Below are 23,314 nucleotides of genomic sequence, written 5' to 3' on the forward strand. Positions count from 1 at the left end.
TTTTTGCTGGACTATTCAAAGTTTTACCTTAACTAGCAGCTCCTTCGGTCTGCTTAGCCAACTTTGCTTAGGCCCGCCCCCTCTTCTTTCATCTCCTTTTTTCTACTCAATGAACAGACGTGACTTTGTGGGCCTCACCGGCCTGGGTGCCACGGCCCTGCTGCTGCCCAGCCTCCCCGGCTTCGGGGCCAAGCGCGTGGACCCGGCCCGCCTGCTGGAGCCCGGCGCCGACACCGTGCTGAAAAAGCGCCTGGCCGACGCTGCCCTCAACGCCGCTAAAAGCGCGGGCGCCAGCTACGCCGATGTGCGCATCGGCCGCTCGCTCAACCAGTACGTCTTCGCCCGCGAAAAGCAGATTCAGAACATCGTGAGCACCGAGAGCTACGGCGTGGGCATTCGGGTGCTGGTGCAGGGCTGCTGGGGCTTCGCCTCCACAAGCGTCGTCACCGAGGCCAGCCTGGCCGCCACCGCGCGTCTGGCCGCCGACATTGCCAAGGCCAACAAGCTGGTGCTGAAAGAGCCCGTGCAGCTGGCCCCGCAAGCCGGCTTTGGCGAGGTGAGCTGGAAGACGCCCCTCGTGCAGAGCGCCTTCGAGGTGCCCGTGAAGCAAAAGGCCGACCTGCTGCTGGCCGCCAACGCCGCCGCGATGGACAACGGCGCCAGCTACATCAACTCGGCGCTGTTTCAAGTAAATGAGCAGAAATACTTTGCCAGCACCGACGGCTCGTACATCGACCAGGACGTGCACCGCCTGTGGCCCACCTTCAACGCCACGGCAGTAGATACCAAGTCGGGCAAATTCCGCTCGCGGGAGGCGCTGAGCGCGCCCGTGGGCATGGGCTACGAGTACCTCACGCCGAGCGCCGCTGAGCAGGTGCGCGGCCCGCAGGGCACCGACACCATCGGCTACAAGCTGCGCTACGACCTGCTGGCCGACGCCGCCCTAGCCGGCAAGCAAGCCAAGGCCAAGCTGACGATGAAATCGGTGACGCCCGGCAAGTACGACCTCGTGCTCGACCCCGGCCACCTGGGGCTGACCATCCACGAGAGCGTGGGCCACCCCACCGAACTCGACCGGGTGCTGGGCTACGAGGCCAACTTTGCGGGCACCAGCTTCGCCACCCTGGAGTGGAAGGCTAAGAACCTGCCCTACGGCTCTAAGGAGGTCAACATTGTGGCCGACAAGCTACAACCCGGCGCCGTAGGCACCGTGGGCTACGACGACGAGGGCGTGAAAACCAAGCAGTGGGACATCATCAAGGCCGGCAAGCTGGTCGACTACCAGAAAATTCGGGACCAGGCGCACATCGTGGGCCAGAAGGAATCGGACGGCTGCTGCTACGCCCAGTCGTGGGACGATGTGCAGTTTCAGCGCATGGCCAACATCAGCCTCAAGCCCAGCCCCGCCAAAATGAGCGTGGATGAGATGATAAGCAAGGTGGACAAGGGTATTTACATTGCCGGCGCGGGCTCGTTCAGCATTGACCAGCAGCGCTATAACTTCCAGTTTGGCGGACAGCTGTTCTTCGCCATTGAGAAAGGCAAAATTACGGAGCCCATTGAGGACGTGGCCTACCAGTCGAACACCCAGGAGTTTTGGGGCGCCTGCGCCGGCTCGTGCGACCAGAGCGACTACCGCCTCTTCGGCACCTTCTTCGACGGCAAGGGCCAGCCCACGCAAAGCTCGTCGGTGAGCCACGGCTCGGCTACGACGCGGTTTAACGGCGTGAACGTGATTAATACGGCCCGGAAAGTGGGGTAGGTAAACGCTTGTCCTTGCGAGCGTAGCGAAGCAATCTCTCCTTCCCGCATCGCAGACGTCAGATAAGCAGAAAGGAAAGATTGCTTCGCTGCGCTCGCAAGGACAGGTGCCCCCCCTCCATCAGCATTATAACAGCTCAAAAAACAATGGCTATTCTCTCCAAAGACGAAGCCCAGGCTTTACTAAAAAAGGTACTGACCTACAGTACCGCCGACGAGTGCGCAGTCGGCCTCGACGGGCGCAATACCGGTAACATCCGCTACGCCCGCAACAGCGTGAGCACGGCCGGCGCCTCCGACACGGTGTCGCTCACCGTGGAGTCGCGCTTCGGCAAGCGCTCGGGCATCGCGACCTGCAACGAGTTTGACGATGCCACGCTGCGCCGCTGCGTGCAGCGCGCCGAGGAAATCGCGCGCCTCGCCCCCGAGAGCCCCGAGTATATGCCCCTCCTAGGTCCCCAAACCTACCTCAACCCACCCTCGGCGGCGGCTACGCTGCTCACGCCCGCCACCCGCGCCCAGGCCGCGGCCGACAGCATCGCGCTGTGCGCGGCCAAAAACCTCACGTCGGCGGGCTTTCTCAATGGGGGCACGAGCTTCACGGCGCTGCGCAATTCAAAGGGCTTGGAAAGCTACCAACAGTCGACCAACACCGACTTTTCGGTGACGGTGCGCACCGCCGACGGGCGCGGCTCGGGCTACGCCATCGCCGACGCCACCGACCCTAGCAAGCTCAATTTTAAATCGTTGACCCAGCGGGCGGCCGACAAGGCAGCTTCGTCGGTAACGGCTAAGGCCATCGAGCCGGGCAAGTACACCGTTATTCTGGAGCCGGCCGCCCTCATGGCCGGCGATGACCTCTCGCTCCTAGGTGGCCTCGTGTACAGCATGGGCGCCCGCGAGGCCGACGAGGGCCGCAGCTTCTTAACCAAGAAAGGCGGCGGCAACCGCAAGGGCGAAAAGCTCTTTGACGAGCGCGTGAACATCTACTCTGACCCGCTGAATGCTGAGGTACCGGGCAACGCCTTTGATGGTGACGGCCTGCCCACTAAGCGCATGAGCTGGGTCGAAAAAGGCGTGGTGAAGAATATGTTTTACTCGCGCTTCTGGGCCCAGAAAAACAACGTGGCGCCCACCGCTTTTCCCAGCAGCTTTATCATGACGGGCGGCACCCAAAGCACCGCCGAACTCATCAAAAGCACCGCCAAGGGTATTCTGGTCACGCGCCTCTGGTACATCCGCGAAGTAGACCCGCAAACGCTGCTCTACACCGGCCTAACGCGCGACGGCACGTTTTACATCGAAAACGGTGCTATCAAATTTCCCATCAAGAACATGCGCTTCAACGAAAGCCCCATCATCATGCTCAACAACGTGGAAGCCATCGGCCGGCCCCAACGCTTGGCTAACTGCCTGGTGCCCCCGCTGAAAATCCGCGACTTCACCTTCACCAGCTTGTCCGACGCGGTATAAGACAATGAGTGAGGTATGAATGAGTGAATTACCAGTCGTAACTCACTCATTCACTCATTGCTACTTGCCAAACTGGATGGCGGCGTAGAGCTGGAACACGCGGTTTTGCAGCTTGGGGTCGTTCACGCCGCTTAGGTTGCGCACGTCGTTGATGTCGTTGAGGCCGGCCACGTAGCGGGCGCCGATGGAAAGGGCGCTGAATTTCAGGCCTGCGCCAGCGGCGAGGCTAAAGTCGCCGCGCTTGTAGTTGCCCGTAGAAGCCTGGTCCACTTGGCCGTAGCTGGCCGAGCCGTTGGTGTTGCTAATCTGCACGTTGCCTTTGTCGTTGGCGCTCACGAGGTAGCCAAACTGCGGGCCGGCTTCCACAAAAACGGGCCCTAGGGTCACTTTGGCGAGCACGGGCACTGTGAAGTAGTGCAGCTTGGTTTCGTAGTTGGTGATGGCACCTTTGAGGTCGCTGCCCTGCACCGAGTATTGCAGCTCGGGCTGGATGGACAACGGCCCCAAGATGTTGGCCTGGTACAAAATACCCACGTGGTAGAAGGTTTTGTAGCTGGCATCTTCGCCCGAGCGGCCTTGCAGCTGGGCAAAGTTGACGCCTCCTTTTACGCCAAATTGGGCGTGGGCTTTGGGGGCAAGGGCGAGGGTAAGTAGGGCGGCAACCGGAAGGATGAGGGCTTTCATTAGGATAATTTTTTAAGAGTAAAATACTAAAGCGGCTAACGCGGCGAAGAGCAGAATAGTACAGCTGCAGGCACTAACGGCCCCCTACCCAATGGAGTTATGATGAGCTTTCGCCAGAAAAAACTGTAAAAAGAATGGCGTACGGCGCAACCAACGGCGTCGCCCTGTTTCATTTAGGCGCTCCGGCCGCCTTTATTTGCTTGCTTAACCGTTTCGTATGCCCGCTGCTCCTTTCACGTTTGTGCGCCTCAGCTACCACTCCGGCGACTGGGACGCGGTGGATGAGCGCATGCCCGCTAACCTACTGCACTCCTTGGTGCAGTATACCACGGTACCCGTTGACCCCAAGGAAAAGGTGGTGGCCCTCGATAGCCCCGAGCTGTTCAACTACCCTTTTTGCTACCTCAGCGGGCACCGGCTGGTGCAGTTTTCGGCCCAGGAAAAGAAAAACTTCACGCAGTACGTGCGCAACGGCGGCTTCGTATTCGTGGACGACTGCAACCACGACATCGACGGGCTATTCGCCCGCTCCTTCGAGGAGCAGATGCGGGCCTGCTTCGGGGCCACATCGCTCAAGAAAATATCGAAGACCCATCCTATTTACAGCCAGTTCTTTAAGTTTAAGGATGGGCCGCCCAACACAGGCTTCGAACTCAATGGCTGGGGCGACGACTTGGTGCACGACTATCTGAAGGGCGTGGAGATAAACGGCCGCCTAGGAGTACTCTATTCCAACAAAGACTACGGCTGCGAGTGGGACTACGACTTTCGAAACAAGCGCTTTCTGGCCGAGGACAACACTAAGTTCGGAGTCAATATCCTGCTGTACGCCTTATCCTGAGCTGCTAGCCCGCTGCTACTAGCCACCAGCTTTTCCCACCCACTCTTCTTGTCTATCTCTCGAAAAGCTGACAGCTAGCCGCTGCCAGCTAACGCTAAACACATGACCGAACAAGACGTAAAAACGCTCCTCGCCAAGCTGCCCGTCCTCAAGGCGGAAATTGGCAAAATCATCGTGGGCCAGGAGTCGGTGCTCGACGAGGTGCTGGTGGCGCTGCTGGCCGGCGGCCACGCCCTGCTGGAGGGCGTGCCGGGCCTGGCCAAAACGCTGCTGGTGCGCACGCTGGCTTCGGCCACCGACCTGCCGTTTCGCCGCATCCAGTTCACGCCCGATTTGATGCCGACCGACATCCTAGGGACCGAAGTGTTGGAGGAGGACCACGGCACAGGGCACCGCTCGTTCAAGTTCAACCAGGGGCCGATTTTCGCCAGCCTCGTGCTGGCCGATGAAATCAACCGCACGCCGCCCAAAACCCAGGCCGCCCTGCTCGAAGCCATGCAGGAAGGCCACGTGACCTACGCCGGCCAGGAACACGCGCTGCCCAAGCCGTTCTTCCTGCTAGCTACGCAAAACCCTATTGAGCAGAGCGGTACTTACCCGCTGCCCGAGGCGCAGCTCGACCGCTTCTTGCTGTACGTGCGCATCGGCTACCCCACCGAGCAGGAGGAAATGGCGGTGCTCAGCGGCACCACTGGCGGCACCCGCGCCGAGGTAAAGCCCATCCTGGGCGGCGAGGACATCCGGCAATTGCAGCAGCTGGTGCGCCAGGTTAGCCTCAGCCCCGAGCTGCTGAGCTTCGTGAACCGGCTGGTGCGGGCCACCCGCCCGGCCACTTCCACGGTGAAGTTTATTCAGGACTACGGCCGCTGGGGCGCGGGACCTAGGGCCGGGCAGGCGCTCATTTTGTGCGCCAAGGCGCGGGCGCTGCTGCAAGGCCGCTTTGCCGCCACGCTCGACGATATTAAAGCCCTAGCGCCACCGGTGCTGCGGCATCGGGTGCTCCTGAATTTCAATGCCGAAGCGGAGAACCTGACGCCCGATGATGCGGTGCGGGAGTTGCTGAAAGCAGTCGCCGTCTGATTTTACCGCTACGCTGGTGCCCATAAAGCCGGCGCGCCGGTACTACTTCCCTCGTTACCTGCTCTCTATGAAACACTTACTTTGCATCGGAATGCTCCTGTTGGTGGCCTTTTCGGGTCGCGCTCAGGCAGTTCGCTTTTCTACGCAGGGCCACTTGCCCATTGAGAGCCAACCGGCGCCGGGCTACGAGCAGGCGGACTACCTAGGTATGGGCGATTCGGTACGCGTGCTGAGCAACCCGGCGGCGGCCGTACCTAGTAGCATTTCGGCGGCTATGCGCCGGCAGTTCGTATACATCAGCTACCCAGCTTACCGGGGGCAGGCGGCGGGCCGCGGCTGGGTGCTGCGCCGCGGGCTAGTCGCCACGGCCGATAGCCTGTTGCTGGACCTGCCCCCCCTGCCGGCCCAGACGGTGACTACTACCAAGGTCGTAACCACGAGGCGCTATGTACCAGCTAGCCAGGTAGTCCCGGCCAAAAAGGCCGGGGCCAAAGCGGGGCGCCCAGCCCCCGCAGCCGGGAAAGCAACGCCTAAAACCCCGCGCCCCTGATGTCGCTTCTCACCCCCGAACTCCTATTTGCCCTGCGCAACCTGCCCCTCGCTGCCAAGCGAGCGGCCGAAGGCTTCTTGGCCGGCGCCCACGCCAGCCGGCGCCACGGGGTGGGCATGGAGTTTAGCCAGTACCGCCCCTACCAACCCGGCGACGACCTGCGCCGCCTCGACTGGCGCCTAGCCGCGCGCTCGGACCGGTATTATATCCGGGAATCGGAAGTAGATACCAGCCTTACGGTGAATCTCTTGCTCGATGCAAGCGCCAGCATGAACCACCGCGATGCCAACGGCCTCAGCAAGCTCGACTATGCCCGACTACTGCTGGCTTCGCTGGCTTACCTAGCCCAGAAACAGGGCGACGCCGTGGGCCTAAGCATCCTAAGTCCCACGGGTTTGCAGCACCTGGGGCCCCGCGCCGATACGCGCCAGCTACCGCGCATCTACCACACCCTCGAAACGACGGAAGCCACCGGCGCCTTCCCCGGCACAACCACGCTGGCGCCGCTCACCGCCCGCCGTCAGCGCGCCCTTACGGTGTGCGTGAGCGACTTGTACGAGGAAGATGGCGAGATAACGCGCCTCCTGGGTCGCCTGCGGGCCGTGAGCGGCGACGTGCTGCTGCTGCACCTAGTGGCGGGCAATGAGCTGAACTTTAGCCATAAAGGGCCCGTCACGTTCCGCGACCTAGAGACGGGCCAAACCATCCAGCTCGACGCCGACCAGCAGCGCGGGGCCTATCAGCAGCAGTTGCAGGCGTGGCTGCGCGACACCGCCCACAACGCCCGCCGCCAGGGGCTTGATTACCATTTATTAAGTACTGCCGAGCCGCTGGATGGCGCGCTGCGCGAGTTTTTGAAACGCCGCCAAATGATGAGTTGATGTTTTCACCGCAGACGACGCAGAGGTCTTCGCAGAAGGAGCGCAGAGGCCACTCTTCTGCGTCTCTTCTGCGAAACCCTCTGCGTCGTCTGCGGTGAAAACACCCTTTCTACCTACTAATACCTACCTATTGCTCGCCCTCACTACTCCTTCTGCGCTGCTTGCCCTGCTCGGCCTTCTGGTACCGCTGGCCATCCACCTCTGGAACCGCCGGCCGGGGCAGGAGGTGGCGGTGGGCAGCCTGCGCTGGCTGACGGCCGGGGCCAACCGCCGCCTGCGCAACCTGCGCCTCGAGCAAGTGCTGCTGCTGCTACTGCGGGCAGCGCTGCTGGCGGTGCTGGCCGTGGCGGTGGCCGGGCCGGTGTGGCGGCAGGTGCGCCCGGGCGGCCGCGGGCAGGTGTTGATAAGCCCCGAGCTGGCGGGCACCAGCTCGCTGGCGGCCGTGCGGCCCAGCATCGACTCCCTGCGGCGGCGCGGCTACGCGCTGCGCTGGCTGGGTGAAGGGCTACCAAAAATATCGAAAGCGGCTTGGCGCGCCGACTCGCTGGGGCGACAAACAGATAGCGTACGGGCGCTAAGCCAGGGCGCCACGGTGGGCTTTGCGTGGGAGCGCATCCGGCAGGCGGCCGACACATTTGCCGGCCAGCCGCTGCACGTGCTGACGCCGGCCACGCTGCGCGGCGCCCAGGGCACGCACAGTGTTCTTCCTGCTAACATGACCTGGCAGACGCTACCCCTGACCACGGAAACGACTTGGCTGCAAGCAGCTAGCGGCAGCCGCGACAGCTTACGCCTGCTGCTGGGCCACAGCACCGAGCGGCAAACGACCTTCCGCACCGTGGCCGTGGCGCGGCCCGCCGCGGGGCAGCAGCTCACCGGCCCGGCCCTACCTCCCCTGCGCTACGAGGCGCCCAACACGGGCCTGGCGCAAGTGCAGCCGCTACCCATCACGCCCGCCGACTCGGGCTGGGCGCAACCCGCCGTACCGGTGCGTCCCGCCGCCCTGCGGGTATGGGTATACACCACGCCCGCCTACACCGAAGATGCGCGCTACCTACGCGCCGCGCTGCGAGCGGCGAGCGCTGGCTTGCCCGGCCCGCTAGCGCTGACCGTAGCCACTACCCTACCCGACCCGGCGAGCGCGCCCGATTGGCTGTTTTGGCTGTCGGCGGCGCCGGTGCCGGCGGCTTGGCGGGGGCGCGTGGGCCAAGGGCTGCACCTGTGGCAAAGCGCCACCGGACCCGGTGTGGCCGACACCACTGCCCTGGCAGCGCTTGCGCTGGAAGAAAGTACGCCGGTCACTATCTGGCGGCGGGCCCAGCAACCGGTCAACACCGCGGCCGAGCCGCTCTGGACCGATGGCCTAGGTCGTACCGTGCTGGCTCGCCAAGAGCAGGGCCAAGGAGCTATTTACCAACTCACCACCCGCCTCAATTCAGCCTGGAGCGAGCTGCCCGACAGCCCGGCCCTGCCCGCCTTACTGCTCAGCGTGCTGCGCCCCGAGTCAGTGGGCGCCGAACTAGCCCGCCTAGGCACTCACGACCAGCGCCGCCTCGACCCGGCGCAACTGCCGACTTCGGCCACCCAAGTAGCCGGGCCGCCCGCCCCCACCGACTTCCAGCTGCTTGATTTGCGGCCGTGGCTGGTGCTGCTGGCCGCCCTGCTTCTGGCCGTGGAGCGCTGGCTAGCTACTCGACGGGCGGCATTCACCTCACCTTCTTTGGCATGATGCAGTCTGTTACTCTTCCGAAAGACATTGCTTTGCTCCAAGCACATGCGCGAGCTTATCAGCAATTACGAGCTGTGCGTCAGAGCTATGCTAGTCGATACGCAAAAGCGCTACTGCTGCCAACACTGGCAGCAGTGGCGCTCCTCGCGGCAATAGTGCATCACTGGCTTGTTATTTCACCACTATTAACAGGGCTTGCTGTGCTATGCCTATTAGCTGTCAACGCGTGGTTTGCTGAGCCCTTAACTCGACTTGACCACGATGCCATAGCGCGGCGGCTCGACCGGCAATATCCTGAGCTAGAAGACAGCACTGGCTTGTTGCTGCAAAAACCTGATACCTTACCCTTGCTCGGAAAATTGCAGTACGAGCATGTAAGTCACCAACTAACGCAGCTAACAGCAGATAGCCCAGCACTACTACCATTTTCCTTTAAAAAGTCTTTACTTCTGAGTGCTCTTTTAGGCGTTTGCGCGACTGTGCTATGGCTTCTTCCACCAGTGGCAGCGCGCATTACAACCGCACCCGCCAGCGTGGCAGTACATTTTACCCCCGACCCAGCTCAGAAGCCAACTCCGGCGGGCCCGGCGCACATCTCAAAAGTGAGCCTGCTCGTGACGCCGCCGGCCTACACGCGGCGGGCGGCCTATGTGCCGGCGCAGGCCTCGTTTCAGTGCCCACAGGGCTCGCGGGTGCGCTGGGTGGTGGAAGTGAACCGGGCTGTGCAGCCGGCACCAGTGCTGGAAATCGGGGGGCAGCGCCGGCCGCTGCAGCCGGTGGCGGGCCAACCTAGGACCTTTTTTGCAGAGCAAACCCTGGCCGCGCCGGCCCTGTACCGGCTGCGCTACGCGGGCCAGGTGTCCGACGACTACGCTATCGACGTGCGGCCCGACCAGGTACCGGTAGTGCGCATCCAAACGCCTAAACCGTATACACTTATCGCCGCCATTGGTACCAAGCCCGAGGTGCCGGTGCAGGCCACGCTGCGCGACGACTACGGCCTGAGCCACGCCGAAATGATTATCACGGTGGCGCAGGGGCAGGGCGAGGCGGTGAAATTCCACGAGGTGCGCCGCGACCTGAGCGCCGGCCTCGGCGGCCAGCCGGCGCAAGGCACGCTCAGCAGCCTGCTCAGCCTGCCCAAGCTGGGCATGACCTACGGCGACGAGCTGTATTTCTACATCCAGGCCCGCGACAACCACGGCCAGAGCGCCCGCTCCGACACCTACCTGGTGCAGTGGCAAGACACGGCTGCCGCCACGAGCGCCATTGATATGGGCATGGGCGTGAACACCGCGCCGGCCTACTTTCGCAGTGAGCGCCAGATAATTATTGACACCGAAAAACTCATCGCCGAGCGCCGGAAGCTCACGCCCGCCGAGTTTACCAACCGGGCCAACGCCCTGGGCTTCGACCAGCAGTCGCTGCGCCTGCGCTACGGCAAGTTCCTAGGTGAAGAAACCGAGAAGGGCATGGGCGTCACGGCCGGTCCCTCGCACTCGCCCATCGCGGAGGACGACGATGCGCCGGCCGCCACGGCCGCGCCCGCCGCCCACGCCCCCACCGCCGAGGCCGATGACCACGACCATGACCACGCAGTGGCCTCCCCCCGCCCCGGCACCCTGGGCTCGCAAACCGCCGAAACCGACGCCCTGATGGACCCCTACATCCACAAACACGACGATGCCGAAACGGCCGACTTCCTGGAGCCCGCCGTGAAGGCCAAGCTGCAAGCGGTGCTCAGCGAGATGTGGGCCGCCGAGCTGCGCCTGCGCACCGGCCAGCCCGAGGCCGCCCGCCCTTACGAGTACCGCGCCCTGCGCCTGCTCAAGGAGGTACAACAGCAAACCCGTGCTTATGTCAAGAAGGCCGGCTTCACGCCCCAGCCCTTCCCCGAAGCTACCCTGCGCCTCACCGGCGAGCTGAAGGGCGCCGCCGTGCCGCACCTCACCGGCACCGTGCCGGTGCCCGCCGCCCAGCCCGCCGTGCGCGGGGCCCTGCGCTGGCTAGCCGCCGCCGAGGCCGGCCAAGCCGGCCGCCCCACCGAAGCCGCTACCCTCGACCAAGCCGGCCAAGTACTAGCCCAGGCGGCGCTGCAAAAGCCTGGCCTCTACCTGCCCGCATTGCGTGCCCTGCGCACGTTGGCGGCCGATGCCCGCGCCGGCCGCACACCCTGCGCCAGCTGCCTGCCCGTGGCCGAGCGCGCGCTGGCTGACCTGCTTCCTCCTCCTACCCCCACGGCGGCTCCGGCCGTGGCGCCCAACCGGCTGGCCCGGCGCTACTTCCAGGAGCTCGGCCAGTAAAAGGCTGCTTCCGATGAAAGTAGTTGTCCTTGCGAGCGGAGCGAAGCAATCGCACCCAAACGGCGCGACTGAACAGTTGCGATTGCTTCGCTCCGCTCGCAAGGACAGCCGTTCTCAGATACGCCCAAAACGACTCCTGTTATCTTATTAGCTACTAGTCAACCACTTTACGCATTACCTATTGTCTTCTCCGCTTCTTTCTTACCTGCTGCTGGGTGGCTGCCTCCTACTGGGCTTGTGGCTGGTAGCGGCAGCCTGGCGGCGGCCCGACCCGCGCCGGCGCCTGCTGCGGGTACTGGCCAGCGCGCTGCTACCCCTGGGGCTGTGGTTCAGTGCCTACCCGCCCACGCGGGCGGTGCCAACCACACAGTCGGCTGCCATCTTACTCACCAAAGGCTACCAGCCCGATAGCCTGCGCCAGCTGCGGCAGCGCCTCGGCGCTGGCACGCCGGTGTGGAGCTACGGCGTGCCCGCCCCCGCCGGCACCCGGCCCCTAGGTAGCCTATTGGCCCTGGCCGAGCAGCGCCCGGCCTTGCGCCAGCTGCACGTGCTGGGCCACGGCCTGCCCGCCGCCGACCTAGGCGCGCTGGGCAACGTGCCGCTGCAAGCCCACACAGCGCCGGCCTTCGAGGGCTTCCGGCAGGCGCACTGGAATTCGCAGCTGCGCCTAGGGCAGGCGCTGGTGGTAGAAGGCACAGTAGCCGCCGGCAGCGCCCCCGCCTGGGTGAGCCTGCGCGCCGCCGGCGCGGGGCGCGACTCGGTGCGGCTGACCAAAAGCGGCGCATTCCGGCTACGTTATTTACCCAAAGCGGCGGGGCGACAACTGCCCGAATTGGTGCTGCGCCAATATGGCCGCGTAGTCGCCACCGAGCCGGTGCCGGTCGAGGTCACGACCACGGCCTTGCCGCCCGTGCTGCTGCTGAGCGCCACGCCATCGTTCGAGTTTAAGTTTCTTAAAAACAACCTGGTCGCCCAGGGCCGGGCCGTGGGCCTGCGCAGCATCGTGAGCACAGGTTTGGTGCAAACCGAGTTTATTAACCAGCCCGCCCAGCCGCTCGACCACCTCACGCCTGCCCTGCTCAGCCGCTACGCCGTGGTAGTGGCCGATGCCGCCACGCTGGCCGCCCTCCCTGCCGCCGAAAATCAAGCGTTGCGCGCAGCCACCCAGGCTGGCCGCCTGGGCATAGTGGTACTGGCCGATATCGCGCCGCTCCCGGCGGCGGCGCCCGCCCGCGCTGCGTTCGCCATCGTAGCCCAGCCCACTACCGGCCCCAGCGCCAACCCACAGCCAGTAACCTGGCCGGGCGCTCCGGCCGGCCTCCGCGCCACACTGCCTGCCCACCTGCGGCCCACGGCCGCTTTAAAACCGTTGGTGAATGGCCCCAATGCCGCGCTAGTGGCCGCCAGCCGGCGTTTTGGCCTAGGCACGGTGGTAGTATCGGTGGTGCCCGCCACGTTTCGGTGGGCGTTGCAGGGGCAGGAAACGGCCTACGGCGCCTTCTGGAGCCAGCTGCTGGTGGCGGCCACGCCGCCGCCCGCGCTGGCCGCTACCTGGCAGCTGGCCAGCCGCTGGCCCCGGCCGCAGTACCCGCTGGCCCTGCGCCTGAGTGGCGCCCTGCCCGCGCCCGCTGCGCTGCCCACCGTGCGCCCGCTGGCGGGCGGCGCGGCCGTGCAGCTGGCCCTGGCCCAGGACCTGCGCCTGCCCGAATGGAGCACCGCCCAGTACTGGCCCCGCACCGCGGGCTGGCACCAGGTACAGGGCCCCGGCCGCACAGCCTACAATTTCTTCGTCTACGACTCGGCCGCCTGGCGCGGGCCCGAGCTGGCCGAGCGCCGGCAGGCGCTGGCACAGCACCTAGGGACCCACAAACTTGGTAGCGCCGCCGCGGGTGCTAAGCAGGAGCCGTGGCCGGCCGGGTGGTTCTTCGGGTTGTTTTTGCTGGCCGCAGGCTTTCTGTGGCTGGAGGAAAAGCTGTAGCGCCACGCTTTTACGCGCGCTAAAAAGGCTGTGCTGCCTACCTAGCCAACGCTAGATAGGCAGCACAGCCTTTTTGCTACCTAGAGAGCCTAACTCTAGTACGCCCGCGCAAACCAAGCGCGACGGGTACTTGGCTTGCCGGTCACGATGCAGACGCCATCCTCGTCGGCTTCGTTGAGGGGGAGGCAGCGCACAGTGGCTTTAGTTTGCTCCTTGATGAGCTCCTCGGTTTCGGAGGTGCCATCGTAGTGGGCCACTACGAAGCCGCCTTTGCCGTCGAGCACAGCCTTAAACTCGTCGTAGGTCTCGACGCGGGTGGTGTGGGCGTCGCGGTAGTTTTTGGCTTTGGTATAGATGTTTAGCTGAATGTCGTTCAGCAGCTTATCTACGCTGTCCACTACGTCGGCCAGGGGCAATTGCAGCTTCTGCTTGGTATCGCGGCGGGCGGCTTCGACGGTGCCGGCGTCGAGGTCGCGGGCGCCGATGGCCAGGCGCACAGGCACGCCCTTCATCTCCCACTCGGCAAACTTGAAGCCGGGGCGCTCGGTGTCGCGGGCGTCGAGCTTCACCGAAATGCCGCGCGCCAGCAGGCCCTGCTGGATGGGCCGAATGCGCTCGATGAGCGCGTCCAATTCGCCGGTCTTGTAAATCGGAATAATCACAACCTGAATCGGGGCCAGCTTGGGCGGCAGCACCAGGCCTTCATCGTCGGAGTGGGCCATGATGAGGGCACCCATCAGGCGGGTGCTCACGCCCCAGCTCGTGCCCCACACGTGCTCCAGGCCGCCATCCTTAGTCTGAAACTGCACGTCGAACGCCTTGGCAAAATTCTGACCTAGGAAATGGCTGGTGCCGGCCTGCAAGGCCTTGCCATCCTGCATCAGCGCCTCGATACAGTAGGTGTCTTCGGCGCCGGCAAAGCGCTCATTGGCCGTCTTCACGCCCTTCACCACGGGCAGGGCAATGTGCTCCTCCGCAAACTCGGCGTACACGTCGAGCATTTGGCGGGTTTCGGCCACGGCCTCGGTGGCGGTGGCGTGGGCGGTGTGCCCTTCCTGCCACAAAAATTCGGCGGTGCGTAGAAACATCCGGGTCTTCATTTCCCAGCGCACCACGTTGGCCCACTGGTTGATGAGCAGCGGCAAATCGCGGTAGCTCTGAATCCAGTTTTTGTAGGTGCTCCAGATGATGGCCTCCGAGGTGGGGCGCACGATGAGCTCTTCTTCGAGCTTGGCGTTGGGGTCCACGCGCAGCTTGCCGGGGCGGTCGGGGTCGCTCTGGAGGCGGTAGTGGGTCACCACGGCGCACTCTTTGGCGAAGCCCTCGGCATTCTTTTCCTCGGCCTCAAACAGGCTCTTGGGCACGAACAACGGGAAGTAGGCATTTTCGTGGCCAGTGCGCTTGAACATATCGTCGAGCTGGCGCTGCATTTTTTCCCAAATGGCGTAGCCGTAGGGCTTTATCACCATGCAGCCGCGCACGGCGGAGTTCTCGGCTAGGCCGGCGCGCTTCACCAATTCGTTGTACCAGGCCGAATAATCTTCCTGGCGGGTAGGCAACTTTTTGCTCATATCAGGCATCTAACGCCCAGTTGGTCGGCCGCGCCCTAGGGCCGGTCGAAACTGGTACAGGTTTTGTGTCAGTAACTTCAGAATAAAGGCACCGTTTCGGGGCGAAATTACGTTATAGTAACGTGCGCCGGGGCGGAATCTTCGTTGGCCCTGTATCTTGTTCGGTCTGGCCACGTTAGCAGGGCTTCACGTAGATTCCACACGCATAGCATTTTTTTACTATCTCACTCAGCAGCAAGCTGATTTCGCCTTTTTTCAGCCATGAAAAAAATACTCACCGCTACTTTGCCGGCCCTGGCACTGCTCGCCCTCGGCGGGTGCGCTACCACGGGGGCCGTTTCCTCCACGGAGGACGACGGGGTGTACTACTCCTCGGCCGACCGCACCACGGTGGCCCCGGCGCCCGCCCGCCCCCAGACCGATAGCTACGGCTACGAGACGGCCCGGGTGCAAACCCAGACTACCCAAACGACTGAGGACGCCAACCCCGACTACCAGGGCGACGGCACCCAGGCTACGGGCAGCGGCACTGATTACTACGACGATAGCTATACTTCAGCTTCGCCCAGCGGCTTTGGCCAGCCCTACACCGGGCCCGGCGTGAGCACCTACAACTACACGCCCAACTGGTCGGTAGCGCCCTCGTTCTACGGCTCGCCCTTCGGCTACGGCCTAGGCATGAGCATTGGGTACGGCTACGGCGGCGGCTTTGGCGGCTACAGCCCCTTCAGCTACGGCCTAGGTTACCCCGGCTACGGTGGCTTTTACGACCCCTTCTTTTCGCCCTTCGGCTACGGCTCGTCGTTTGGCCTGGGCTTTGGCTACGGTGGCCTGGGCGGCTTTGGCTCCCCATTTGGGTTTGGCTCGCCGTTTGGCTACGGCTACTCGCCCTACGCCTACGGCCGCTACCCCTACGGTGGGGGCGGCTACTATGGCGGCGGCGCTGGCTACTACGAGGGTGGCTACGGCGGAGCCCGCAACTACGTGTATAAGAATTCCATCGTGAACGGTGGCTACCCCAACGGCTACGACCGCGACGCCATTCGGGTGGGCCGGCGCGATGGCCGCGCTGTAAATGCCGTGGGTGGCCAGCGGGGTATGAACCCTGGTAACCCCGGCAACCCCGGCGGCGTGAACGCTCCTACGGGAGTGATTGGCGGCCGCCGCGTGGTAAATGGCGCAGCTACGGGCTTCGGCCAGGCAACTGGCGTAGCCCCGGGCCAGGTCACTGGTAACGACCCCACGGCTGGTGTGGGCGGCCGGCGCTTCGACCAGACTACCGTAAACCCCAACTCGCCGAACGCGGGTGGCCGCGGCGGCTGGCGCTCCATGGATAATGGGGGTGCCAATGGTGGCTACAACCAGCCACGCAACGCCGATGCGGCGGCCGCTAACCCCGGTGCCGCGCAGCCGCGTCGCGGGGGCTTCTTCCGCGACGTATTTGCCCAGCCGGCTAATGGCGGCGGCAGCGTCAACAACGGCGGCAACATGGGGGGCGCCCGCGGGGGCTTCTCGCAGCCGCAACAGCAGCAGCGCGCCTACTCGCAGCCCGACCGCGGTTTTTCGCAGCCGCGCATGGAGCAGCGTAGTTACCAGCCCGCTCCGGCGCCTTCGGGCGGCGGCTTTGGCGGCGGTGGCGGGGCCGCTGGTGGTTTTGGGGGTGGGGGCGGCGGTGGCCGCCGCGGCCGCTAGGCCAGTTTTTTTCTTCGGCTTTTCTTTTTGCAGAAACGTGTTTCTCAGGGAGCCGGCCCCACGGCCGGCTCCCTTTTTTCTCTCCTTTTCCCTATGAAAAAACGGATTCTTTGGCTCAGCCTGCCCCTGGCGCTCGGGCAGGCCAGCCACGCTTATGCCCAGGATGCTACTGATGCCCTGCGCTACTCCCGGCTCCAGTTTGGGGGCTCGGCCCGCACCCTAGGTATCGGGGGGGCCAACGTGGCGCTCGGGGCTGATTACGGCAACGTGAGCTCGAACCCCGCTGGCTTGGGCTTGTACCAGAAGTCTGAGATTCAGATTACGCCCGGCTTTGGCGTGGCGCAGGGCGATGGTACGCTGCTCAACACCACCACGGCCGCCGGGCCGCTGAGCCAAACGGCCAATAACTTCAACTTCAGCGGCGGGGCCGTGTTTTCGTCGCGCCGCAGCCGGCTGGGCTACGGCGCGGGCGACAGTAACTGGAAAGGCGGGGCATTTGCCCTGGGCTTTACGCGCATTGCCGACTTCAACGGGGGCTCGAACTACCTAGGTACCGTGGGTGACAACACCTCGCTGCTGCAGCGCCTACGCGAGTACCGCACGCCGCTCACGGGCACCACCAACGGCAGCATTCAGAGTCAGGTGCCGGATAGTTATTATAATCTCGATGGCCTGGGCGCTGGCGCCTTGCTTACGCGGGTAGACCGGGGGCGGCGCGGCCAGGACACGCTGCTGACGCAGCGGCGCCGGGGCCCCATCACGCAGGGCGAGCGCATCCAGACTACGGGCTCGATGTCGCAGTTTGACCTAGCCTACGGCGGCTCGTACCGCGACAAGCTCTACATCGGCCTGGGGCTGGGCCTCGTGACGTCGAACTACCACACGCGGCGCACGTTCACGGAGTCGGAAAACGACCCGACCACTCCGTTTACTGACCTTTCGCTCTACGACGATGTGCAAACCAGCGGCACGGGCTTCAACGCCCGCCTAGGTCTAATTTACCGCGTGGTTGACGCCGTGCGCATTGGCGCCTCGGTGCAAACGCCGACCTGGATGCGCATGACCGACACCTATAGTCAGTCGTTGACCACCAACTTCTCAGGCACTCCGGCCGAGATATACACGCCCACCACTGGCACCAACCAATACGCCTACAACATCACCACGCCCTTCCGGGCCAATGGCGGCGTGGCCGTCACCATCGGTAAGTACGGCTTTATTACCGGCGACGTGGAGTACGTGGGCTACCAGCAGGCGCGCCTCGATAGCGACCCCAGCAACAACCTAGGCGACAACGCCGACTTCTCCGACGTTAATGCTGATGTGCAGCGGAGCTACGCCAAGGCCGTGAACCTGCGCGTGGGCGGCGAGGCGCGGCTCGACATCTTTCGGGTGCGCCTGGGCTACGCCCGCTACGGCTCGCCCTACAGTGCCACCACGGTGCTGAACCAAAGCGCCACCAACCTCGCCCAGGACTACTACACGGCCGGCCTAGGCCTGCGCACGGGCAGTTTCTTCTTCGATGTGGCCGGCGTATACACCCGCTACAACACCTACTACTCGCCCTACACCCTGGTCAGCGCCAGCGCACCCGTGGTGCAGGTCAGCAACGACCGCTACTCCGGCTCCGTCACGGCAGGCTTCACGTTCTGACCCTAGGGCCACCGCCACAAAAAGAGGCGCCCCGAGCAGTTTGCTCGGGGCGCCTCTTTTTGCTTTTTATCAGACCTTTAACTACTAATTAACCTTAGCCGCAACGCTCACTGCTTGGCCATACGCACTTGCAGCTGGAGGCCCCGGGTGGTGGTGGTAGCCGTAGAAACCGGAACGCTCACCACGAGTAGCACGCCGTAGCGCGGGGTGGTTCCGCCGGTGCGGAAGGCGTACACCTGGCCGGCCTGCACCGGGCCGATGCGCTGGCCCGTGGCGCCGACGGTTTGCGCCGTGTTGTAGGCATTGGTGATGGCCGAGTTGGTTAGCAGGCCCACAAACGTGGTGGCGGTTTCGGCAGTGGGGTAAATGCGCGTGAGGCGCCGGTTGGCCACGGGCCAGCGCTGGTCATCGAGCCGAAAGGTACCCGAATTTGGCGAATCGGGCGTCACCAGCGTTAGGCCGTCGGGCTGCAGGATGAGGTCCGTCAGCTTTTGCAGCGCGGCCCGGCTCTTGGGGCGGCTGGTGGTGGTGCCCAGCACCGAGTAGGCGGGCAGCGCCAAGCCCGCATTCAGCTGCAAGAAGCGGCGGGCACCCACGCCGTTGGCCGGCGCCACCAGCCGCAGCGTGTAGTCGTGGTAGGTGTTGAGCGAGTCGGGGCGGCGCATGCTCACCCGGAAGGCCCGGCTAGCCCGCACCGTGGTGTCGGGGTCAAGCAGCTCATACTGCCAGCGTTCGGCGCCCGTGGTGGTGCGCACCCCAAACACGGAAGTGAACAAGAGGCTCTTAGAGGTTAGCGCGCTACTACTCAGTAGCGTATCGAGGTAAATAACACCCGCATCGGGGTTATTATTAATCGAGTCGCGGTTGAGGGAGCTGACCGGCGTGGGGTACAAAAAGGGAGCGCGGCGCGGCAAGTACGTGACCGTGATGCGCAGGCGCGTCAGTAGCTGGCTCGGGTCGTCGGGGTTAGCTTCGGCGTAGATGCGGCTGGCCAGCGTGTCGCCGGGCACCGAGGTCGTGCGGTTGCTCGACGTGAGGCGGCTGCTGCCCACAAAATCGAGGCGCTGGCCGGTATTCGTCTTCACATCGGAGCAGGCCGCCAGCAGGGCCAGGCCAAAAAAGAGCAACAGAGGGCGCATCATACGGGCAAAGGTCGGCAGCCGGGCGCGGATGCCCCGGTCTTCTCCCCTGCCCAACGCCCATAGTCGCCCACTTATTTCTCCCCTCCCGCGCCAGACCTCCGCTTTTGGGAAGGCCAACTTGTAAAGGGCCGTTTTACCACGCTTCAGCCGCTTCTCACCCTGTCCAGGTTATCTTTGGGGCTTGATGGCAGCTACTTTACCCGTTTTATTTCAGAATGCCGCGGGCCAGTTCGCGGCCGACCCGGCGGGGTTTCTACGGCTGACCTGGTCGGCCACCCCACGTACTCTGGCCGACACGCAGGCCTTTCTCAGCCACGTAACCCAAGCCCTGCGGCAGCGCGGCTGGAGTAAGGTGCTGGGCAACCAACTGGCGATGCTTCCCTTCTCAACGGCCGAGCAGCAGTGGGTGTCGCAGGAGTGGCTGCCCGAAGCCGTGCAGGTCGGTGGCTACCGCTACGGCGCCATCGTGGTATCGGCCGACACCTACGCCCGCTTGGCTACGGCCTACATCACCACCAACGTCGGCGGCCTGCCCATGCGCTACCGCTCCTTCGATGCCGAGGCCGATGCCGTATCTTGGCTGCGGCAGCAACCGGCCTAGGTAGCCCGGCGCTGGGGCTTCGAAAGCAACGCGGGCCGCGGGCCGGCCAGCTATTTTTGCGGCCCCCGCCTTCCCTGCCGATATCCTCATGCACGAGCTTTTTGCCGAAAATCAGTCTTTCCGCGCCAATGGCCGCCTCTGGGTAGAGGGCCCGGCCGACCGCTTTCTGGGCATTGGCCGGCTCGAACTGCTGGAGCGCATTGCGGCCACGGGCTCTATCTCGCGGGCTGCCAAGGAGATGGGCATGTCGTATAAAAAAGCCTGGGACCTAGTAAGCTCCATGAACGCCCAGGCCCGGCAGCCGTTAGTGGGCACCCAGGCGGGCGGCGCGCACGGCGGCGGCGCAGTGCTCACGGAGGCCGGCGCCCAGGCCGTAGCCGAGTTTCAGGCCATGCAGGCCCGCTTCGCCCAGTTTCTGGCCGACGAAACGGCCCGGCTCTACGCCGCACCGTAGCGCGGGCTCTCAGTTTGCGAGTGCCGGGCGGCTAGGCTGTTAAATACTCTGATAATCAAGGCTATTTGCTATTTACCAAACAAGTAGCAGCGAACCACGTTATATCCTTGAAGATATAACGCTCTATTTTCTTGGTAAATCCACTACTTTTTTGGTTAGGTCGTGCGGGCACCTTAACTATTTTGTTGCCCGCCAGCTTTTTGGCAGCTACGCCAGCTGCCTATGGCCAGGCAGCGCGCCCGGCTACCCAGCTTGCCAAATCACCGCGGCCACCGGCGCCCGCCGACACGCTGCACACCGCCCTCACCGAAGTGGTGGTATCGGCCTCGCGGGTCGAGGAGAGCTTTTTGCGCTCGCCCGTGACGGTGGAGAAGCTCAACGCGCGGGCCATTCGGCTGTCGCCGGCGGCCTCGTTTTTCGATGCCATCGAAAACCTCAAGGGCGTGCAAGTCATCACGCCCAGCCTAGGCTTTAAGGTGATAAATGCCCGCGGCTTCACCAACACCACCAACGTGCGCTTTGCGCAGCTCGTGGATGGGGTCGATAACCAGGCGCCGCACATTGGGGCGCCCATCGGCAACGTGCTGGGGCCGAGCGACCTCGATGTGCTGAGCGTGGAGATAGTGCCCGGCACGGCCGCCGCGCTCTACGGCCTCAACGCCATCAACGGGCTCGCCAACTTCCAGACCAAGAGCCCCTTCGCCTACCAGGGGCTGAGCGTGCGCCAGCAAACGGGCGTCAACCACCTGAACGACCCCAACGTGAAGACGTTTGGCGAGGGCGGCTCGCCGGTGAAGAGCTACTCCGAAACCAGCGTGCGTTACGCCAAGGTGCTGATGCCGGACAAGCTGGCCTTCAAGGTGAATGGCACCTACCTGCGGGCCTACGACTGGGTAGCCAATGACCAAACCGACATCAACGGCCAGGGCAACGCCACCACCGGCCTGTTTGGGGCCGACAACCCGGCCCCGGACCAGGTAAACCGCTACGGCAACGAGTCTTCTGACCGCACCACGCTCACGCTCGGCGGGCGGCAGTATGCGGTGGCCCGCACCGGCTACGACGAGCGCGATTTGGTCGATTACAACCTCAGGACCCTCAAAGCCGACCTAGGGCTGCACTACCGCTTCCGGCCGGGCGTGGAGCTGGCCTACACCTACCGCGTGGCGAATTTCGACAACGTGTACCAGCGCTCGAACCGCTTCCGGCTCCAAAACTATTTACTTCAGCAGCACGCGTTTACTTTCTCTTCGCCTGTGGTGCAGGCCCGCGCCTACCTCACCCAGGAAAACACCGGCCAGAGCTACAACCTGCGCTCGATGGGCGAGAACATCGACCGCAGTTATAAGCCGGACGCCGTTTGGAACAACGACTTTACCAGCGCCTGGAACACCGCCACGGCTGGCGGCCAGCCCGTGGCCCAGGCCCTGGCCACCGCCCGCAGCGCCGCCGACGCCGGCCGCCTCCAGCCCGGCACCGACGCCTTCAACCAGCGCCTAGGCCAGCTGCAAAATGTGAATAACTGGGACGTGGGCGCCGCCCTGCGCGTGCAGGCCCGCCTGCTGCACGGCGAGGCCCAGGTAAACATCGCCGAAGTCTTGCGCCGCAGCGGCAAGTCGTTGACCAATAAGCTCGACCTGTTGGCCGGCGCCGACCACCGCACCTACGTGGTGGTGCCCGACGGCAATTACTTCGTGAACCCCGAACCCGGCAAAGACGCCCTAGGCGACAACCTGACGTACTCCAAAACTGGTGGCTTCGTGCAGGCCGGCGGGCGGCTGTTTCAGGAGAAGCTGCGCCTCACGGCCACGCTGCGGGTCGATAAAAACGACTACTTCGACGTGAAGTTTAACCCCCGCTTTACGGCGGTGTACTCACCCACGCAGCGGCAAAACTTTCGCCTAAGCTACCAGAGCGGCTACCGCTTCCCGAGCTTGTTTGAGGGTTTCTCGAACGTGAACAGCGGCCAGGTAAAGCGCATCGGCGGGCTGCGCGTGATGAGTAACGGCGTATTTGAAAACAGCTACACCCGCGCCAGCATCGACGCCTTTAACAACCAGGTAACGGCCGCCATTAACGCCAATTCCTCGGCCCAGACCACGGCCCAGAAGCGGGCCGCCGCCATCCTGGCTAGCCAGGGCGCACTGCAAAAAACGCCCTACACCTACCTCCAGCCCGAGTACATTAAGTCGCTGGAAATGGGCTACAAAGCGGCCTTTGGGGAAAGCGGCCGGCTGCTGCTCGATGTCGATTTTTACTATAACTCCTACCGCGACTTCATTGCGCAGGTCGAGGCCTACGTGCCCATCGCGGCCACCACGGGCGGCAGCACCATCCAGGACCCGCTGCCCAGCACCATTGTGCCCGTGAGCGGCGACAACCTCAACGCCGTGGCCACCGCCCTCAACGCCCGCAGCACCCAGGCCCGCTACCGCCTCTGGACCAACTCGCGCAGCCAGGTCTACAATTACGGCGGCTCGGCGGGCCTGCGCTACAACCTGGCCGGCGGCTACCTGCTCGGCACCAACGCCACTTACACCCGCCTCGACCGCACCGAAAACGGCGACGGCCTCGAAGACGGCTTCAACACCCCGCGCTGGATGTACAACCTGAGCCTGGGCAACGAAAACGCGTATAAAAACGCCGGCTTCGGACTCAATTTTCGGCACCAAGTCAGCTACTACTCCCAGACCTTCCTGGTCAATGGCGACGTGCCCGCCTACAGCACTCTCGACGCCCAACTCAGCTACCATATTCCGGCCGCCCAGGTGCGCCTCAAGCTCGGGGCCAGCAACGTACTCAATCACTACTACGTGAGTTACCTAGGCGGCCCCAGCGTGGGCGGCCTATATTATTTGACAGTTACTTACGGGCTATAAACTGAATACCTGTTAGGTTGGTTTAACATCTATTATCGACTG

The 23,314-nt window shown here is 63.9% G+C and carries 17 protein-coding genes; 14 read left to right on the forward strand and 3 right to left on the reverse strand.

Features of this window, described 5'->3' with window-relative positions:
• The first annotated feature begins 109 nt into the window (after positions 1–109).
• Positions 110–1,762 carry a TldD/PmbA family protein gene (locus ACFSDX_RS00180; RefSeq protein WP_382310921.1) on the forward strand — a complete coding sequence of 551 codons (1,653 nt, stop codon included), beginning with the start codon at positions 110–112 and terminating at the stop codon, positions 1,760–1,762.
• A gap of 146 nt (positions 1,763–1,908) precedes the next feature.
• Positions 1,909–3,234 carry a TldD/PmbA family protein gene (locus ACFSDX_RS00185; protein ID WP_382310923.1) on the forward strand — a complete coding sequence of 442 codons (1,326 nt, stop codon included), beginning with the start codon at positions 1,909–1,911 and terminating at the stop codon, positions 3,232–3,234.
• Between the two features lie 60 nt (positions 3,235–3,294).
• Here the strand turns inward: ACFSDX_RS00185 and ACFSDX_RS00190 are convergent, their stop codons facing one another.
• Positions 3,295–3,918 carry a porin family protein gene (locus tag ACFSDX_RS00190; protein WP_382310925.1) on the reverse strand — a complete coding sequence of 208 codons (624 nt, stop codon included), beginning with the start codon at positions 3,916–3,918 and terminating at the stop codon, positions 3,295–3,297.
• A gap of 217 nt (positions 3,919–4,135) precedes the next feature.
• Between ACFSDX_RS00190 and ACFSDX_RS00195 the strand changes: the two genes are divergently transcribed.
• From ACFSDX_RS00195 to ACFSDX_RS00225, 7 genes are all read left to right on the forward strand, one after another.
• Positions 4,136–4,759, forward strand: a complete 624-nt coding sequence (locus ACFSDX_RS00195) for a DUF4159 domain-containing protein (RefSeq protein WP_382310927.1) — start codon at positions 4,136–4,138, stop codon at positions 4,757–4,759.
• Positions 4,760–4,861: 102 nt separating this feature from the next.
• Entirely contained in the window at positions 4,862–5,839 is a 978-nt protein-coding gene (locus ACFSDX_RS00200; protein ID WP_382310929.1) for an AAA family ATPase, read from the forward strand.
• Positions 5,840–5,906: 67 nt separating this feature from the next.
• A complete protein-coding gene (locus ACFSDX_RS00205) occupies positions 5,907–6,389 on the forward strand; it encodes a hypothetical protein (RefSeq protein ID WP_382310931.1) in 483 nt (160 codons plus the stop codon).
• Complete coding sequence (locus tag ACFSDX_RS00210) at positions 6,389–7,270, forward strand: DUF58 domain-containing protein (RefSeq protein ID WP_382310933.1); 882 nt, start codon at positions 6,389–6,391, stop codon at positions 7,268–7,270. The genes ACFSDX_RS00205 and ACFSDX_RS00210 overlap by 1 nt, the downstream gene beginning before the upstream one ends.
• A gap of 94 nt (positions 7,271–7,364) precedes the next feature.
• Entirely contained in the window at positions 7,365–8,999 is a 1,635-nt protein-coding gene (locus tag ACFSDX_RS00215) for a BatA domain-containing protein (protein ID WP_382310935.1), read from the forward strand.
• 500 nt (positions 9,000–9,499) lie between these two features.
• Positions 9,500–11,302 (forward strand): hypothetical protein, encoded by a 1,803-nt coding sequence (locus ACFSDX_RS00220; protein ID WP_382310937.1) that lies wholly within the window; start codon positions 9,500–9,502, stop codon positions 11,300–11,302.
• Positions 11,303–11,483: 181 nt separating this feature from the next.
• The gene (locus ACFSDX_RS00225; RefSeq protein WP_382310939.1) at positions 11,484–13,280 is read left to right on the forward strand and encodes a hypothetical protein; all 1,797 of its coding nucleotides are present in this window, start codon (positions 11,484–11,486) and stop codon (positions 13,278–13,280) included.
• 95 nt (positions 13,281–13,375) lie between these two features.
• On the opposite strand, the gene proS is transcribed toward ACFSDX_RS00225, so the two are convergent.
• Positions 13,376–14,851: a proline--tRNA ligase gene (gene proS / locus ACFSDX_RS00230; protein WP_382310941.1), complete on the reverse strand. Its 1,476-nt coding sequence runs from the start codon at positions 14,849–14,851 to the stop codon at positions 13,376–13,378.
• Positions 14,852–15,112: 261 nt separating this feature from the next.
• On the opposite strand from proS, the gene ACFSDX_RS00235 reads away from it, so the two are divergent.
• Positions 15,113–16,543, forward strand: a complete 1,431-nt coding sequence (locus ACFSDX_RS00235) for a hypothetical protein (protein ID WP_382310943.1) — start codon at positions 15,113–15,115, stop codon at positions 16,541–16,543.
• Between the two features lie 93 nt (positions 16,544–16,636).
• A complete protein-coding gene (locus tag ACFSDX_RS00240; protein WP_382310945.1) occupies positions 16,637–18,196 on the forward strand; it encodes an OmpP1/FadL family transporter in 1,560 nt (519 codons plus the stop codon).
• A 107-nt stretch (positions 18,197–18,303) separates the two neighbouring features.
• On the opposite strand, the gene ACFSDX_RS00245 is transcribed toward ACFSDX_RS00240, so the two are convergent.
• A complete protein-coding gene (locus ACFSDX_RS00245; protein ID WP_382310946.1) occupies positions 18,304–19,338 on the reverse strand; it encodes a hypothetical protein in 1,035 nt (344 codons plus the stop codon).
• Positions 19,339–19,522: 184 nt separating this feature from the next.
• On the opposite strand from ACFSDX_RS00245, the gene ACFSDX_RS00250 reads away from it, so the two are divergent.
• The 3 genes from ACFSDX_RS00250 to ACFSDX_RS00260 all read left to right on the forward strand — a co-directional run bounded on the left by ACFSDX_RS00250 (position 19,523) and on the right by ACFSDX_RS00260 (position 23,272).
• A complete protein-coding gene (locus ACFSDX_RS00250; protein ID WP_382310948.1) occupies positions 19,523–19,939 on the forward strand; it encodes a hypothetical protein in 417 nt (138 codons plus the stop codon).
• Between the two features lie 88 nt (positions 19,940–20,027).
• Positions 20,028–20,393 (forward strand): winged helix-turn-helix domain-containing protein, encoded by a 366-nt coding sequence (locus ACFSDX_RS00255; protein WP_382310950.1) that lies wholly within the window; start codon positions 20,028–20,030, stop codon positions 20,391–20,393.
• Between the two features lie 200 nt (positions 20,394–20,593).
• Entirely contained in the window at positions 20,594–23,272 is a 2,679-nt protein-coding gene (locus ACFSDX_RS00260) for a TonB-dependent receptor (protein WP_382310952.1), read from the forward strand.
• Positions 23,273–23,314 lie beyond the last annotated feature (42 nt).

The organism is Hymenobacter bucti (genome assembly GCF_042681145.1).
Classification (GTDB): Bacteria; Bacteroidota; Bacteroidia; order Cytophagales; family Hymenobacteraceae; genus Hymenobacter; species Hymenobacter bucti.